The organism is Streptomyces sp. NPDC008317, assembly GCF_042955955.1.
Classification (GTDB): domain Bacteria; phylum Actinomycetota; class Actinomycetes; order Streptomycetales; family Streptomycetaceae; genus Actinacidiphila.
Genome location: NZ_JBIBFQ010000015.1, coordinates 95,006 through 109,566 on the forward strand (window position 1 = coordinate 95,006; position 14,561 = coordinate 109,566).

At 69.1% G+C, this 14,561-nt stretch carries 16 protein-coding genes and 1 pseudogene; 9 read left to right on the top strand and 8 right to left on the bottom strand.

Annotation, left to right across the window (positions count from 1 at the left end; translation table 11 throughout):
• Positions 1-8: 8 nt before the first annotated feature.
• On the bottom strand, positions 9-377 hold the full coding sequence (locus tag ACFY9V_RS34430) for a VOC family protein (RefSeq protein ID WP_391052454.1): 369 nt from the start codon (positions 375-377) through the stop codon (positions 9-11).
• A 64-nt stretch (positions 378-441) separates the two neighbouring features.
• On the opposite strand from ACFY9V_RS34430, the gene ACFY9V_RS34435 reads away from it, so the two are divergent.
• Complete coding sequence (locus ACFY9V_RS34435; RefSeq protein WP_391164268.1) at positions 442-915, top strand: MarR family transcriptional regulator; 474 nt, start codon at positions 442-444, stop codon at positions 913-915.
• A gap of 80 nt (positions 916-995) precedes the next feature.
• On the opposite strand, the gene ACFY9V_RS34440 is transcribed toward ACFY9V_RS34435, so the two are convergent.
• The 4 genes from ACFY9V_RS34440 to ACFY9V_RS34455 all read right to left on the bottom strand — a co-directional run bounded on the left by ACFY9V_RS34440 (position 996) and on the right by ACFY9V_RS34455 (position 4,572).
• On the bottom strand, positions 996-1,838 hold the full coding sequence (locus ACFY9V_RS34440) for an alpha/beta hydrolase (RefSeq protein WP_355347567.1): 843 nt from the start codon (positions 1,836-1,838) through the stop codon (positions 996-998).
• Between the two features lie 86 nt (positions 1,839-1,924).
• A complete protein-coding gene (locus tag ACFY9V_RS34445) occupies positions 1,925-2,710 on the bottom strand; it encodes a glutaminase (RefSeq protein ID WP_391164269.1) in 786 nt (261 codons plus the stop codon).
• A gap of 135 nt (positions 2,711-2,845) precedes the next feature.
• Entirely contained in the window at positions 2,846-3,505 is a 660-nt protein-coding gene (locus ACFY9V_RS34450) for an NAD(P)-binding domain-containing protein (RefSeq protein ID WP_391164270.1), read from the bottom strand.
• Positions 3,502-4,572, bottom strand: coding sequence for an Atu2307/SP_0267 family LLM class monooxygenase (locus tag ACFY9V_RS34455; RefSeq protein ID WP_391164271.1), 1,071 nt, complete (start codon positions 4,570-4,572; stop codon positions 3,502-3,504). Before ACFY9V_RS34455 ends, ACFY9V_RS34450 begins: the two co-directional genes overlap by 4 nt.
• 313 nt (positions 4,573-4,885) lie before the next feature.
• Here ACFY9V_RS34455 and ACFY9V_RS34460 point away from each other — a divergent pair.
• Positions 4,886-5,154: pseudogene (locus ACFY9V_RS34460) on the top strand (alpha/beta hydrolase); the annotation flags it as partial.
• Between the two features lie 243 nt (positions 5,155-5,397).
• Here the strand turns inward: ACFY9V_RS34460 and ACFY9V_RS34465 are convergent.
• Positions 5,398-6,366, bottom strand: coding sequence for a zinc-binding dehydrogenase (locus tag ACFY9V_RS34465; RefSeq protein ID WP_391164272.1), 969 nt, complete (start codon positions 6,364-6,366; stop codon positions 5,398-5,400).
• A 78-nt stretch (positions 6,367-6,444) separates the two neighbouring features.
• Here ACFY9V_RS34465 and ACFY9V_RS34470 point away from each other — a divergent pair, with 78 nt between their 5' ends.
• Positions 6,445-7,125: a TetR family transcriptional regulator gene (locus tag ACFY9V_RS34470; RefSeq protein WP_391164274.1), complete on the top strand. Its 681-nt coding sequence runs from the start codon at positions 6,445-6,447 to the stop codon at positions 7,123-7,125.
• Positions 7,126-7,213: 88 nt separating this feature from the next.
• Positions 7,214-7,402 carry a hypothetical protein gene (locus ACFY9V_RS34475; protein ID WP_391164291.1) on the top strand — a complete coding sequence of 63 codons (189 nt, stop codon included), beginning with the start codon at positions 7,214-7,216 and terminating at the stop codon, positions 7,400-7,402.
• Between the two features lie 139 nt (positions 7,403-7,541).
• Here ACFY9V_RS34475 and ACFY9V_RS34480 read toward each other — a convergent pair whose 3' ends face one another.
• Complete coding sequence (locus ACFY9V_RS34480) at positions 7,542-8,294, bottom strand: SDR family oxidoreductase (RefSeq protein WP_391164275.1); 753 nt, start codon at positions 8,292-8,294, stop codon at positions 7,542-7,544.
• 113 nt (positions 8,295-8,407) lie between these two features.
• Here ACFY9V_RS34480 and ACFY9V_RS34485 point away from each other — a divergent pair, with 113 nt between their 5' ends.
• Both ACFY9V_RS34485 and ACFY9V_RS34490 read left to right on the top strand, forming a co-directional pair.
• The gene (locus ACFY9V_RS34485; RefSeq protein WP_391164276.1) at positions 8,408-9,367 is read left to right on the top strand and encodes a cupin domain-containing protein; all 960 of its coding nucleotides are present in this window, start codon (positions 8,408-8,410) and stop codon (positions 9,365-9,367) included.
• Between the two features lie 142 nt (positions 9,368-9,509).
• Positions 9,510-9,977, top strand: coding sequence for a MarR family transcriptional regulator (locus ACFY9V_RS34490; protein WP_391164277.1), 468 nt, complete (start codon positions 9,510-9,512; stop codon positions 9,975-9,977).
• Positions 9,978-10,163: 186 nt separating this feature from the next.
• On the opposite strand, the gene ACFY9V_RS34495 is transcribed toward ACFY9V_RS34490, so the two are convergent.
• A complete protein-coding gene (locus ACFY9V_RS34495; RefSeq protein WP_355347579.1) occupies positions 10,164-11,186 on the bottom strand; it encodes a MurR/RpiR family transcriptional regulator in 1,023 nt (340 codons plus the stop codon).
• 264 nt (positions 11,187-11,450) lie between these two features.
• Between ACFY9V_RS34495 and ACFY9V_RS34500 the strand changes: the two genes are divergently transcribed.
• From ACFY9V_RS34500 to ACFY9V_RS34510, 3 genes are read left to right on the top strand one after another with little or no spacing between them, the layout of a single operon-like run.
• Entirely contained in the window at positions 11,451-12,740 is a 1,290-nt protein-coding gene (locus ACFY9V_RS34500) for an extracellular solute-binding protein (RefSeq protein WP_391164278.1), read from the top strand.
• Position 12,741: 1 nt separating this feature from the next.
• Positions 12,742-13,722 carry an ABC transporter permease subunit gene (locus ACFY9V_RS34505; protein ID WP_391164280.1) on the top strand — a complete coding sequence of 327 codons (981 nt, stop codon included), beginning with the start codon at positions 12,742-12,744 and terminating at the stop codon, positions 13,720-13,722.
• Positions 13,719-14,555, top strand: a complete 837-nt coding sequence (locus ACFY9V_RS34510; RefSeq protein WP_355347589.1) for a carbohydrate ABC transporter permease — start codon at positions 13,719-13,721, stop codon at positions 14,553-14,555. The genes ACFY9V_RS34505 and ACFY9V_RS34510 overlap by 4 nt, the downstream gene beginning before the upstream one ends.
• Positions 14,556-14,561 lie beyond the last annotated feature (6 nt).

Here is a 14,561-nt window from a genome sequence, read left to right on the forward strand (position 1 = left end):
GCGGCCGATCAGGCGCGGTCGTGGAGCGTGATCTGGTAGCCGTCGGGGTCGGCGAAGGTGAACGTCCGGCCGAAGGGGCCGTCGACCGGCGCGGAGACGATGGTGTGACCGTCGGCGACGAGAGCGTCATGGACGGCCTGGACGTCGGTGGCGTGCAGCCAGATCGCGGCACCGATGCCGGGCTGGGCGACGGACGCGAGATCGGTGCCGGGAACGATGTCGCGCAGTGCGAACGCGATCGGCTTCGTCTCGAAGACGACGGCGTGCGGAGGTCCGGCCTGCGAGCGGACGAGGCCGAGGTACTGCTCGTAGAACGCCTGTGAGGCGCCGAGGTCGCGCGCCTGGAGCGAGATGAAGTCGGGACCGGTGGCGGGCATGGTGATGCTCCGTTCTCTTCATGTCAGATTCCTGACACAGGCCAATGTATGTCAGAATACTGACATGAGTCAAAACGGCGCGGGCATCGACCTGGACAAATCACTGGGCTACCTGCTCAAAGAGGCTTCGAGCGCTCTGCGCGCGGCCATGGAGGAGGTACTGCGCCCCCTCGGAATGACCGTGACGCACTACTCCTGCCTGGAACTGCTGGCTCAACGGCCGGGCCTGTCCAACTCCGACCTCGCGCGCGGCGCGTTCGTCACGCGGCAGTCGATGAACGTGCTGCTCCAGACCCTGGAACGGGACGGCTACGTGACCAGGCCCGCGGCGGCGCCCGTCGGGAAGGTCCTCCCCACGCGGCTCACACCGCGCGGCCGACGGAGCCTGGAGAAGGCGACCGTGGCCGTCCGTTCCGTCGAGGTGAGAATGCTGGCCGGCCTGACCGACACCGAGCAGTCAGGCGCGTTCCGGATCTTGCAAAGCATGATCCATTCCCTGCGCGACACCCAAGCCGACGGCCCATGCGGCGCTGGTTGACGCAACATCGTCTGGGAGACGCGGCTCCTGGCCACGCCTTCCAGCGCCTCGGCTCCCGCGCCGCGTCCGTCAGGCCACCGTCACTTCGAGAGGAAGTCGCGCAGCGCGGTGTTGACCTCGTCGGCGTGGGTCCAGAGCAGGCCGTGCGGTGCTCCTTCGACCTCGACGTAGTCGGCCTCGGGGAGCGCCTTGTGGAATCGGCGGCCAGTGGCGTCGATCGGGAGGATGTTGTCCTTCGTTCCGTGCAGGATCAGCGCGGGCTTGCCGCTCGCACGGACCGCCTCGACATCGGCGCGGAAGTCCTCGATCCATGCCGGGACCGCGGCGTACGCGGCCACCGGAGCGCTGAGGACCGCGACGTTCCAGCTACCGGTCACCGCCTCCTCGCTGATACGGGTGCCGAGGTTCTCGTCGAGGTTGTAGAAGTCCGCGTAGAACTGCTTGAACCAGGCGTACCGGTCCGCCTTCGCGGTCGCCGCGATGCCGTCGAACACTTCCTGCGGCACGCCGTCGGGGTTGTCGTCGCGGGCGACGAGGAACGGCTCCAGTGAGGCGAGGAAGGCGAGCTTCGCGACACGCTCATGACCGTGCCGGCTCACGTAGCGGGCGAGTTCCCCCGTGCCCATCGAGAAACCGACAAGGACGACGTCCCGCAGGTCGAGGGTCTCGAGGACCGTGTTCAGATCGGCGGCGAAGGTGTCGTAGTCGTAACCGGAGTTCACCTTCGAGGACTGGCCGAAGCCTCGGCGGTCGTAGGTGATGACCCGATAACCCTGGGCCAGCAGTTCGCGCGTCTGACGTTCCCAACTGTGCCCGTCCAGCGGGTAGCCGTGGACCAGGACGACCGGCTGCCCGGAACCCTGGTCCTCGTAGTAGAGCTCGACCGGCGTGCTGTTCTCCGTGCCGACGGTGATGTAACCCATGGTCTCTTTCCCTTTCCGGCCGACGAACCGAACGCCGACCCGTGTCTTTGAGCCCGATGGCTCGATTTCTGTGCGAGAACTCCGTTTCACCGGCGGCGAGTCGGATGATTCCCCGCTCCGCCGCCGACCGCTTCCCGTGCCGGGCCGCCCCTCGGCGGACGCACGGCCTGGTCCACGGTGTCCACGACGGTGACGCGGCCACCGTCGCCGGGATCGGGATCGGGCATGATCGATTCCGGGTCGGCGAGATACACCTCGTGACCACTCAGCGTCAGCCGACGCACGACCTCCAGCAGCACGCGCCGCGCCGCGCCGTCCATCGAATGGACCCTTGTCAGGTCCAAGGCCACCCTTACGGCCGAAGGCGGAACGGCCATGGCTTCCTGAACGACCCTCTCGGCCGCGGCGAAGCCGATGCCGCCTTGCAGTCGCAGGACCCGGAGCGCGTTCGGTCCGCTGCCCACGTCATGGTGGGACCGCGCCACCGCACGCGCGGCGGCGGGGACCTCCATCACACGCAGTCCCATGCCCCCGGAGAATGGTTCGAACAGGGACACCCCGCGAACGCTGTTCCCGTGACGATCCAGGCGTGGTGAGAACGTGGCCATGCCAATCTGTCCGGGGAGCGCGCCGATCAGGCCCCCTGCCACCCCGCTCTTCGCCGGAATGCCGACCCCGCGTGGTGACGAGTACGGAACACTGCCGGATGTAACCGTCCACGACGGCCTCGGGGTCCTCGGTGAGGCCACGCGCTCCGCCAGAAGCAGGTTCACCGCGCCGGCGAGTGCGTGCACGGTGATCGCACCAACGTTGATCATGGGATTGAGAGGGCGCAGTGCCTCTGCCCGATAGTCGGGAATGATCGGCCGCATTCGTCCTCCATGCGCAATCGGCGTCGGGCACCGCCGCACGACGGTTTGTCTGACTGTCCTTCCGCGCGGAAGGCGACGAGGTGACCGCGGTTTTCGGGTCCGGTCGAGGCGCCGCTGTTCTTCTGCGACGAGTGCTCAAGCAGCCGTGCCGGACTCGGGGGCGGCGGTGAGCGCGCGAAGCTGGTCGATGTCGACGTTGGCTCCGAAGGCGGGGGTTCCCGGCTCGAGCCGGACGCCCGCCGCAAGGCCGCCGATGGCGAGGGGGGCGAATCCGAGTGCGGTGATCAGGTCAGCGACGACGGCGAGATCCTCGGGCGAGTCCCCGGCGATCGCGATGGCCTTGCGTCCGACGGAGCCGACCGGACGGGCCCCGTCCTCGAGATCGTGGTAGCCCATGTGGTTGAGGGCTTTCACTACACGTGCGCCCGTCAGGAACCGCTGAACGGCCTCGCTCGACGACGTGTCGGGCGGGAGGATCTCGTCGCGGGGACCGTCGACCTCCCACCAGTGGTTCATCGCGTCGACGACCAGCTTGCCCTTCAGCTCCGTGACCGGGAGGTCACGGTGTTTGCCGAGTGGGAGGGCCAGGACCACCACGTCGGCGGCATCGGCGGCCCGGGCCGGCCATACGGCGGTCGCTCCGGGCGTGAGGACCCTGGCGGTGAGCGCGACCTTGGAGGGGTCGCCGGACCCGGAGATCAGGACTCGATAGCCGGCGGCGACCGCCAGGCGTGCCAGGACAGTGCCGACCTTCCCGGCTCCCAGGATTCCGACCGTGGTGACAGGGTCAGTCATCGCGTGGCTCCCGCCGAGGCCGCGGGCCGCTCGGACAGAAGTTCACGGACCCGAGGGATGACCTGGGTGCCGTACAGCTCGACCGCACGCAGGCGCGCGGAGGCCGAAACGGTGCCGGCGGCGGAGTAGATCATGTCGAACCGGCCCGCGTCCAGGACTCGTACGGCATGGGCGATCCTCGCCGCGACCGTCTCGGCCGAGCCGACGTACAGCGACCCGCGGTCCACCTCCGCGTCGAATTCCTCCCGGCGGAGCGGCGGCCAGCCGCGCTGCCTCCCGATGCGGTCGCGGATCTCCTTGTACCCGGGGTAGAAGAGCTCCTTGGCCTCTTCGTCGGTGGAGGCGACGAAACCGGGCGAATGGGTCCCGATCGGCTGGGCCGTTGTGCCGAACTCGTCGCTGGCCCGCCGGTAGAGATCCACGTAGGAAGCGAACCGGTCGGGAGCGCCGCCGATGATGGCGAGCATGAGCCGGAAGCCGTATCGCGCGGTGCGGAGCACGGACTGCGGTGTCCCGCCCACCCCTACCCAGGTGTTGAGACGTCCCGACTCCGTCTTCGGGTACACGTCGGCATCGCGCAGGGCGGCACGCGTGGTGCCGTCCCAGGTGACCGGCTTCTCGTCCAGGAGTCGATGGAAAAGGTCGATCTTCTCCTCGAACAGCACGTCGTAGTCCTTGAGGTCGTACCCGAACAGCGGGAACGACTCGGTGAAGGAACCGCGCCCGAGAATCACCTCGGCGCGGCCGTTGGAGAGCGCGTCGACCGTGGCGAACCGCTGGAACACCCGCACCGGGTCGTCCGAGGACAGCACGGTCACGCCCGAGGCGAGCCGGATGCGCCTCGTGGCCGTCGCGATGCCCGCCAGCACCGTCTCGGGGCTGGAGATCGCGTACTCGGGTCGGTGGTGCTCGCCCAACGCGACGACGTCGATACCGACCTGGTCGGCGAGGACCGCTTCGGTCACCGCGGCGCGGATGGCCTGGGCGTGCGAGACGATGACGCCCTGGTCGTCCCGGGGCCGGTCCCCGAAGCTGTCGATGCCGAACTCGATTTGCGAAACGTCCATCGTGCTCACTCGCTCAACGCTTTCGTCGGGTCGGGGCATGGCGATGCGTGGTTCGTGACCGCCGGGCGGGACATCCGTCCCGGGCGACCTGTGCGCGGATTCCCCGCCGGTCAGGTGCAGCGACCGCACCGCCGTCGCTTTAGTTGACATGTAAACCATGCCACTCGCATGGTTGAGATGTCAACTAGATGCCGGTGCGACACCCTTGACAGCAGCGGATGGAGGGGAGGCCGGGCACAGACCTCCGACCCCTGACGAGGATTCCTCGCCTGACGCGGGCCCGCATGGCCGTGCCGCCCACCGGCAGGGGCCGCTGCGGCCCCGCCGGAAGGTACTCGCTCTCACCCTCACCGTCGTCGCGATCGCGGCGACCGCGCTCGCGGCCGCTTCCGCGGCGACGACGGACACCCCAAGGACACCGCGGCACCCCTGAAGTGGGGACCGTGCCCGAAAGAAGCCGCCGCGCCGCGGTTGGAGTGCGGAACCCTGCACGTCCCCCTGGGCTACAGCCGGCCCGACGGTCGCCAGATCGAGATCGCGGTTTCCAGACTGGCCAGTGATCAGCCGTCCAAGCGCCGGGGGCCCGGCAGTGCACCGGCTCGCGCAGCGCGTGGATGCTGCCGCACACCACCACCGCCAACAACGCCGCAAGGGGTGCGCGCTGAGACCAGGGCCGTGTTGTGCGGCTGCGGTCAGAGCCGCCTCCAGCCGTACTGCGACCACGCGGGGCCCTGCGGTCAGTGACACGACCGGCGCCCCGGCGCGCAGTGGGGACACCGCTCGGCTGAGTTCTCGTCAGCGGCGCCGAGAACGACTCCGCCCGCCTCACGCGCCAGAGGTCGGCCGGATGCTTCCGTCAGCCTCTGTGCGGCCGACTTCGACCACCGCCTTGCCGTGGAGCGTGCGCGTGAGAAGCCGGTCGATCGCTTCGTCGACGCGGTGCCAGGAGCCGCGCCACGCCACTGACGGAGTCAGGTCCCCCATGGCGACCCGCTCGCTCAACCAGCTGAGGTCGGGAGGCAGCGGAGCGCCGTCGAGCTGGTGGAAGGTGACGATGCTGCGGTTGTGACGCGCCGGACCGGCAATGAGGGCACCCGGCGGGAACGACTCCGGCTCGGGAGCGACGTGCCCCAGGGCGACGAGCACCCCGTCCCGCTCCAGGAGGTCGAACGCCTCCACGAGGAGCGCGCCACCGACACACTCGACGACTCCGTACACGGATCCGGCGTACTCACTGGGGCGAGAGACCACCTCGGCGGCACCGAGAGAGCGCAGCTCGTCGGCGTACGGCGCGGCCGAGCCGGTGACGGCGACGACCGTGGCCCCGCCCATGCGCGCGAGTTGCACCGCGTAGCGTCCGACTCCCCCGGTGGCGCCCGTGACCATGACGGTTCGGCCGAGGATGGGGCCGATGCGCCGTAGCGCGCGCAGAGCACTGTTGGCGGCGACCGGGATGGTGCTCACTCCGCCGAGATCCGCGTCCCGGGGAACCACACCGATCATCGCGGTGTCCGCGACCCTGTACTCGGCCCAGCCGTTCGCCTCGTCGAGTGTGATGACAGGCGTACCCACCGGGGGCCCGGAGCCGTCGCGTGCGGCTTCGACGACATGTCCGGCCGCTTCCCACCCCGGAATGGCACCGTCGGGCAGTTCGCGCGCGGTCACGATCTCCCCGTAGTTGAGCGAGAACGCGTCTACCTTCACCAGGACCTGGGAAGGGCCGGGCCGAGGTGGTTCGGCCTCGCCCACCCGGAGCGCCGTACCGCGTGTGTGGTCGACCATCAGTGCCCTCACGGAAGCCCTCCTCAATGTGCCCCTGAGAGGCACATGCTACCAAGTGGCACGTCGAGGGTTTCACGGTAGGCTGCACGCGTGGATGGCGCCAGACCGGTCGGAGGGCAGGGCGGAGCCCGGCCGGAGACACTCAGGGAGCGCAAGAAGGCGCAGACCCGCCGGGACCTGGTGGTCCATGCGTTGGAGTCCTTCACCCTTCACGGCGCGGACGCCGTCACCCTCGACGACTTGTGCCTTCAGGTGGGCGTCTCGAAGCGCACGTTCTTCCGGTACTTCACCAGCAAGGAAGACGCGGCGATGACGCCGTTGCAGGATCTGTGGCGCGAGTTCCTGCGGCGGCTGGATTCGGAGCCGCAGTCCCGCGACGCCGACGCGACAGTCCTCTCCGTCCTGCGCGACACCTTGGTCGCCTCCATCCGCGAATGTGCGGCTCGGGACGCGAACTGGACCCGGCTCACGCTCCTTGCGCTCGGGCTCGACGCCGTCCACCCGTCGTTCACCGCGCACAATCTCCGGTTCTGCGACGAGGCCGTTCAGGCTGCGCTGAGCACCCTGGCACCGGTCCTGGGCATTTCGGATGCGGACGATCCCAGGCCCAGGCTCCTGCTCGACCTCTTCCTCGTCGCCTCGCGTGACGCCCAACGAGTCTGGATGCGGCGCCCGGAAGACGGCGACAGCGCGGAGAGTCTCGTCCTTCTCCTCAACCGCACCGTCGCCGCGCTCCCGGCGAGTCTCGAACTCAAGGCGCCTCAAGACTGATCGCTCACGCGTTCACGCCGGCCCTCCCCCCCCCCGCCCGGCCTGTGGCTCGGCTCGCACCAGGAACGCGCACCGCTCCGGCGCACCCGTGCTGGCACTCGCCTCACCCATCCCGTCCCGTCAGATCGGCACCGGTTTCTTCCAGGAGAAGCACCCGGAACGGCTGTTCGTCGAGTGCGGCGAATACCGCGAGATGATCAGCACCTCCGAGCAGATGCAGGGGTACTGCGGAGGCGGGCGCTCTCGCACGACGGACCGTTCCTGGTCGACCTGGTGACCGACCCCGACGCGCTGTCGATCCGCCGCACGTCTCGGCCGCTTCGGCCTTGGGGGCCGACATCGCACGCCCCGTGGCGCTTCCGTACGGGCTCGTCGGCTGCGTCGCCGAAGGCGACCTCGGGGTCGTCCCGTCCACGTCAGATCTGGTTGGTGCCGCCGTCGACGTAGATGTTCGCGCCGACGACGTAGCTGCTCTGCTCCGAGGCGAGGAAGGCCACGACCGCGGCCACTTCCTCGGGCTGGCCCATGCGGCCCTTGGCCACGGTCGCGGCGACGTTCTCCTTGACGGCCCGGGCGGTCTCCTCGTCGCCGAAGGCGGCGGTGCCCCCGGGCATCTCGATCCATGCCGGCGAGACCACGTTGACCCGGATGCCGCGGGTCTTGAGCTCGTTGGACCACGTCCGCGCGAAGGACCGGACGGCCGCCTTCGACGCCGCGTAGGCGCCGAACGCTTCCACGCCGCGGTCGCCGGCCGTCGAGCCGACCAGGACGAGCGACGCTCCGTCGTTGAGCAGCGGCAACGCCTTCTGCACGGTGAACAGCGTGCCTCGGACATTGACCCCGAAGGTCTGGTCGAAGTGCTCCTCGGTGGTCTGTTCCAGTGTCACGAACGCGCCGATCGCCGCGTTCGCCACGAGCACGTCCAGACCGTTGCCTCGCGCCCGGACGGCGGCGTAGAGCCGGTCCAGGTCCTCCGGCTTCGCGATGTCGCCGACGACCGCGGTGGCCCGGTCCGCTCCGATGGTCTTGACGGCGGCCTCCAACTCGGACGCGCGGCGACCGGTGACGAAGACATACGCGCCCTCGTCCGCCAGCCGTACCGCGGTGGCCAGACCGATACCCGTGCTGCCCCCGGTGACCACCGCCGTCCTGCCTTCCAGCTGTCCCATGTGGATGTCTCCCTCACCGTCCCGGTGCCCATCTGTACGACATCGATACTGCGGGAGCAGTGGAGTACGATCAATGACGGATAGTCTTGCATTGTTTACGTATCGTCCAGGAGATGTCGTCGATGCTCGGGTTCGGGGATCCGGTGGCCGACGCGATCAGCCTGCTCCGGCCCCGCACGGTGATTGGGCCCAATCTCCGGGCCTCGGGAAAGTGGGCTCTGCGCTTCGACACGTTTCCTCACGTGCGGGTCGGGGGCCTCGTACGCGGCACGTGCTGGTTGATCCTCGAAGGGCACGAGCCGGTGCTCCTGCGGGAGGGTGACACCTTCATGCTGGGCAACCCGCCGCCTTACGTGCTGGCCAGCACGCTCGACGCAAGCCCGCGCCCCGCGGAGCCGGTGTGGGCGGGCGCCGACGACGGATTCGTGCGGATCGGCCCGGAGTCCGAGAAGGACCTCTACCTCTGCGTCGGGCACATCGCGTTCGACGACAGGAACGCGGCACTCCTGACCGATCTTCTGCCGCCGCTCGTGATCGTCCGCGTTGGCGATCCTCATGGCGGGCGGCTCGCCCAGCTGATCGATCTCCTCGCCACCGAGGTCGGGATCACCGCCGCCGGTGGCCCGTTGGTGCAGAACCACCTCGCGCAGATCCTGCTCGTGCACATGCTCCGCGCCCACGCCGGTCAGACCGACCGGCCCACCGGCTGGCTGGGCGCCCTGAACGAGGACGGCATCGGTGCCGCCCTGCGCGCCGTGCACGCGGACGTGGCCCACTCCTGGACCCTCAAGGAGCTCGCCGAGATCAGCCACATGTCACGTTCCGCGTTCGCCCATGCCTTCAAGAGCCACGTCGGTGTCCCGCCGCTGGAGTACCTGATCCAATGGCGCATCAGCCTCGCCCGCGACGCCCTCGCCCGCGACACTCTGTCGATCTCCGAGCTGGCGCGCGCCACGGGTTACCGGTCCGAGAGCGCGTTCAGCACCGCGTTCCGCCGCGTCGTCGGCTCATCGCCCGCACAGTTCCGGAACCAGGAACGGCAGTCATCACGCTCGGCCGCGAACGGAAACTGAAGGAGCCGTCCCACGCTCAGCCAACCCCGCTCGCGCTCGCGACTCATACGGCGGATCCGCGGGCCTGACGTGGGGACATCGGGTCGCGTCCTGCTTGCCACGGAAGCAGGTGAGATGTCAACAACATCGATAGACTGTGCGTATGGACGTGACGCCACGCTGGCTCGAGCCGGAAGAGAAGGCCGCCTGGGACAGCTTCATCCGCATGCAGGAGACCCTCATCGGACGGCTGTCCCGCCACGTCCAGACCGACTCCGGAATGTCCGCGTCCGACTACATCGTGCTCTCCAGCCTCACCGAAAGGGGCGGGGGGCGCATGCGGTTCCTGGATCTGGCCAAATCCGTGGAGTGGGAGAAGAGCCGGATGTCCCACCAGGTCTCGCGGATGACGAAACGCGGGCTCACCGTCAGGGAGGAATGCCCCGACGACGGCCGTGGAGCATTCGTCGTCGCGACTCCTGCCGGCTACAAGGCGATCGAAGACGCCGCGCCGATGCACGTGGAGCGCGTACGACGCCTGTTCGTCGATGCCCTGACCCCGAGTCAGCTCAGCACGCTCGCTCTGATCTCCAAGAGAATCCTGGACCACATCGAGAAGCAGCCGGGCTGACCGGGCGTCACCGTCAGTTCACGTCCTGCCCGGCCGCCATGGCCTCGTCAGGTGCTTCGAAGGGGGCTCGGACGGCCGCGGAGCCGGCACCGGAGCGCTGGGCTGAGGGCAGTACCGCGCACGGAGGGCGTCGGCGCAGAAGGCGGCAGGGCGGTGGCGGCGGGCGAGTCGAGCGGTGTGGCGGGGTCAGTGGTCCTCGGCTGACGCGCGTCGGCCGGGGTGGGGGTGGGGGCGGCGCTGGTGCACCACGCCGTAGGTCTGCGCGAGCGCGGCGGTCGCGCGGTCGTACGAGCGCTGGGCGATGCCGACGAACAGGCAGTCGACCACGGCCAGTTGGGCGATCCGGCTGGCGGTGGAGCCGGACCGCAGGGGCATCTCGCGGACCGCGGTGGTGAGCACCAGGTCGGCGGACCGGGTGAGCAGCGAGCCCGCGAAGTTGGTGAGGGCGATGGTGGTCGCGCCGCGCTCGGCGGCGGCCTCCAGGGGGTCGACGGTGTCCACGGTGGCGCCGGAGTGGGAGATGCCGACCGCCACGTCGTTCTTGCCGAGCAGGGCGGCGGCGGTCAGGGCCGCGTGCGCGTCCGTCCAGATGAACGCCATGAGGCCGATGCGGTGCAGCTTCTGGTGCAGGTCCTGGCCGACGAAGCCGCTCGCCCCGATGCCGAAGATGTCGATCCTGCGGGCCTGGGATATCGCCCGTACGGCCAGTTCCAGGGTGTCGAGGTCGAGGTTTGCACCGGTCTCCTCCAGCGCCCGCGCCTCGTTGTACACGATTTTGTCCACGACCTGGGCGAGGGTGTCCGCCTCGCTGATGTCGCCGCTGGCCCGTAGCCGGTCCGCGCTCTGCGCGTCCTCGCGCGCCGCCGCTCCGGCCAGCGCCACGCGCAGGTGCGGGTAATTGCGCAGCCCGATCGTCCGGCAGAAGCGCATCACCGTCGTCACCGAGGTCTCCGCCTGCCCGGCCAGCGCCGTGCTCGACAGCCGCGCCGCCCCGGCCGGATCGCTCAGGATCGCCGCCGCGACCCGCTTCTCCGCGGGCTGGAGGGAGGGGACGGCGCCGCGGATCCTGACCAGTACGTCACCGGCGAGCGCGTCGTCGGGCGCCCGGTGCGCCGTGACGCCGGAGACGGGAGGGGCCGCCGCGGTCGGAGGGACCGCGGCGGACGCGTCCTGCGCGGTGGGCACGGGCAACAGTGCGCGCTTGGCCATGGCTTCCTCCAGATGACGTCAGCGACAGCGTAGCTCGGAGATGATGTTAAAAACGAACACTATGACCGCCGCTCGCGGTAGTTATTGACGCGTCAGGCCGTCATCTCCATACTTGCCGAATCACCGCAGCCCAAGGGCGGTCCGCAGCCGGACCGTCCGGCCATGCCGTACGCCCGGCGGGCGGGGCTGCGCGTACGGGGGACGGCGCCGCCGGGGTCCCCGTCCGACACCTCTGGCACCGCACCGCGAAGGAGACACAGCTCGATGAGATCTATGTGCAAGGCAGGCATTGCCGGGCTCACCGCGGCCGTCTTCCTGCTCACCGCGTGCGGGAACGACGGCTCGTCCTCCTCTTCCCCCTCCTCGGCCGACGGCAAGTCGCTGACCTGGTGGGTCATGAAGGGCACCAACCCGGACGCGACGGCCTTCTACGCCGCGGCGAAGAAGGAGTTCGCCGCCGAGACCGGCGCCACCTTGAAGATCCAGGAAGTGCAGTGGGCCGACGCCCACGACAAGCTGGTCCGCGCCTTCGCGGGCGGCGGCGGTCCCGACGTCTCGGAGATCGGCACCACCTGGACCCCGGAGTTCGCCGCCGCGGGCGGGCTCACCGACCTCACCCAGCAGATCGACTCCGCGGGCATCTCCAAGGATCTGATCCCCGCGCTGAAGGACTCCGCGACCTACGACGGCAAGCAGTACGGCGTCGGCTGGTACGCCGGTGTGCGGGCGATCGTCTACCGCAAGGACGTCTTCACCGAGCTGGGCCTGAAGACCCCGGCCACCTGGGCCGAGCTCGAGCAGACCGTGAAGACGCTCAAGCAGAAGAAGCCCGACATGATGCCCATGCCGATCGCCGGCGCCAGCTCGTACGCCTCGGCGCCCTTCATCTGGGGTGCGGGCGGTGACTTCGCCAAGGACAGCGGCGGCAAGTGGACCGGCACCCTCGACTCGCCGCAGGCCCGGGCGGGCCTGGAGTTCTACACCAACCTCGCGCTCAAGGACGACTCCTCCAGCGTCGGCGCCTCGACCTGGAAGGAGACCGACCTGCTCGACTCCTTCGTCAAGGGCAAGGCCGCCATGGTGATCCAGGGCAACTGGACCCCGAAGACCGCGATTGCCACCGACCCCACCCTCAAGGACAAGATCGGCGCCTTCCCGATCCCGGGCAAGGACGGCGGCATCGCGCCCGCGTTCCTCGGCGGCTCCAATCTCGCGGTCCTCAAGACCAGCAAGAACCCCGATCTGGCCTGGAAGTTCATCAAGCTGATGACCACCGGCGGCCTGAGCAAGCAGTGGGCGGACCAGGCGGGTTACTTCCCCAGCACCACCACGCAGCTCAAGCAGTACGCCAACAGCCCCGACCCGCTGGTGGCGCCGTTCGCCAAGACGATGCTCGAAGCGGGCAAGAACGTGCCGAGCGCGCCGCAGTGGGGCGCCGTCGAGGGCGACCAGACCGTGACGCAGATGCTCCAGTCGATCCTTACCGGCACCTCGGTGCAGAAGGCCACCACGACAGCCTCTGACTCCATCACCAAGACGCTCCAGGGGAGCTGACGTGGAGGACGTCACCGTGACCGACGGCGTGCGCACCGTCCCCGCACTCGCGGAGGACGCGCGCCGTCCGGTCCGGCGCACGCCGCCGCTCGTGGCCCGGCTGCGGCCGTGGCTGCTGCTCGCCGCGCCGCTGGCCGTGATCGCGGCGCTGCTGCTCTACCCGATCGTGCGCGTCACCTATCTGTCGTTCCAGCGCTACGGCCTGAAGGAGATCATCTCCGGCCACCCGACGTACATCGGTGTGGACAACTACCGCGAGGCGCTGGCGGGCTCGTATCTGTGGCACACCGTGCTGCCGAACACCGTGCTCTTCGCGCTGGTCGCCGTCGCGGGCACCATCGTCTTCGGGACGCTGGTGGCGCTGCTGCTCCAGACCCTGGGTCCCAAGTCGCGGGCCGCCGTCATCGCCTCCGCGCTCATCGCGTGGGCGCTGCCCGCGGTCACCGGCACCTATGTCTGGGTGTGGATCTTCGATCCGGACTCGGGCCTGGCCCGGCGGGCCTTCCAGAGTGTCGGGCTGCTCGGTCCCGACGGGTACAACTGGTTCACCGACCGGCTGTCGTTCTACTCGATCGCCGAGCTGAACGTGATCCACCACAGCTACCCGTTCGTCGCCATCACCGTCTTCGCCGGGCTGACCACGGTGCCGCAGGAACTGCACGAGGCGGCCCGGCTGGACGGCGCGAGCGCCTGGCAGCGGTTCTGGCACGTCACGGTGCCGGTGATGCGGCCGGTGTTCGCCGTGGTCACCGTGCTCTCCACGATCTGGGACTTCAAGGTCTTCACCCAGATCTACCTGATGCCGGGCGGCGCGGGTTCCAACCCGGACGTGCTCAACCTCGGTGTGTGGTCCTACATGAAGGCGATCAACCAGAACCAGTACGGGCTGGGCGCGGCCATCGCCGTCCTGCTCACCGTCGTCCTGCTGGCGATCACCGCGGTGTACCTGCGGGTGCTGTTCAAAGAGGATGAGATCCGATGACTGCCAGATCCTCCAACTGGGTCAGGACCGGCAAGTTCGCGGCCACGGCGCTGGTCCTGCTGTTCACGCTGTTCCCGGTGTACTTCATGCTCTCCACGGCGCTGAACGGGCGGGCGAGTTCGGGCACGGACAGCCTGTTCCCCACGCACTTCACGATGGGGCACTTCTCGAAGGTGATGTCCTCGGGGGCCTCGGGCGGCTTCGGCCGCTACATGGTCAACTCGGCGATCGTCACCGTGATCGTGGTGGTCGCCTCGGGTGTGCTCGCGCTGCTCGGCGCGGTCGCCATGGCGCGCTTCCGGTTCCGGCTGCGCACCACCGTGCTGGTGCTGATCCTCGTGGTGCAGATGCTGCCCGCCGAGGCACTGGTCATCCCGCTGTTCCTTCAGATGAAGGACTTGCGGATGCTCAACTCGCTGCTGGGCCTGGCGGTTGTCTACACGGCCTTCGCGCTGCCGTTCGCGATCTGGAATCTGCGGGGCTTCGTGGCCGCGGTGCCGGTCGAGTTGGAGGAGGCCGCCTACCTGGACGGCTGCTCCTGGTGGCGGATGTTCCGCTCGATCCTGCTGCCGCTGGTCGTGCCGGGACTCATCGCCACCAGCGCGTTCTCCTTCGTCCTGGCCTGGGAGGAGTTCACCTTCGCGCTGACCTTCCTGTCCGACCAGAACAGGATGACCGTCGGCGTCGGCCTCGCGGAGTTCCTCGGCCAGAACACCAACGACTGGGGCGGCCTGATGGCGGCCTCCACGCTGGTGACGATTCCGGTCGTGATCGTCTTCGTGCTGGCCCAACGACGGCTGACCATGGGCCTGGTGGCCGGCGCCGTGAAGTGAGGACTC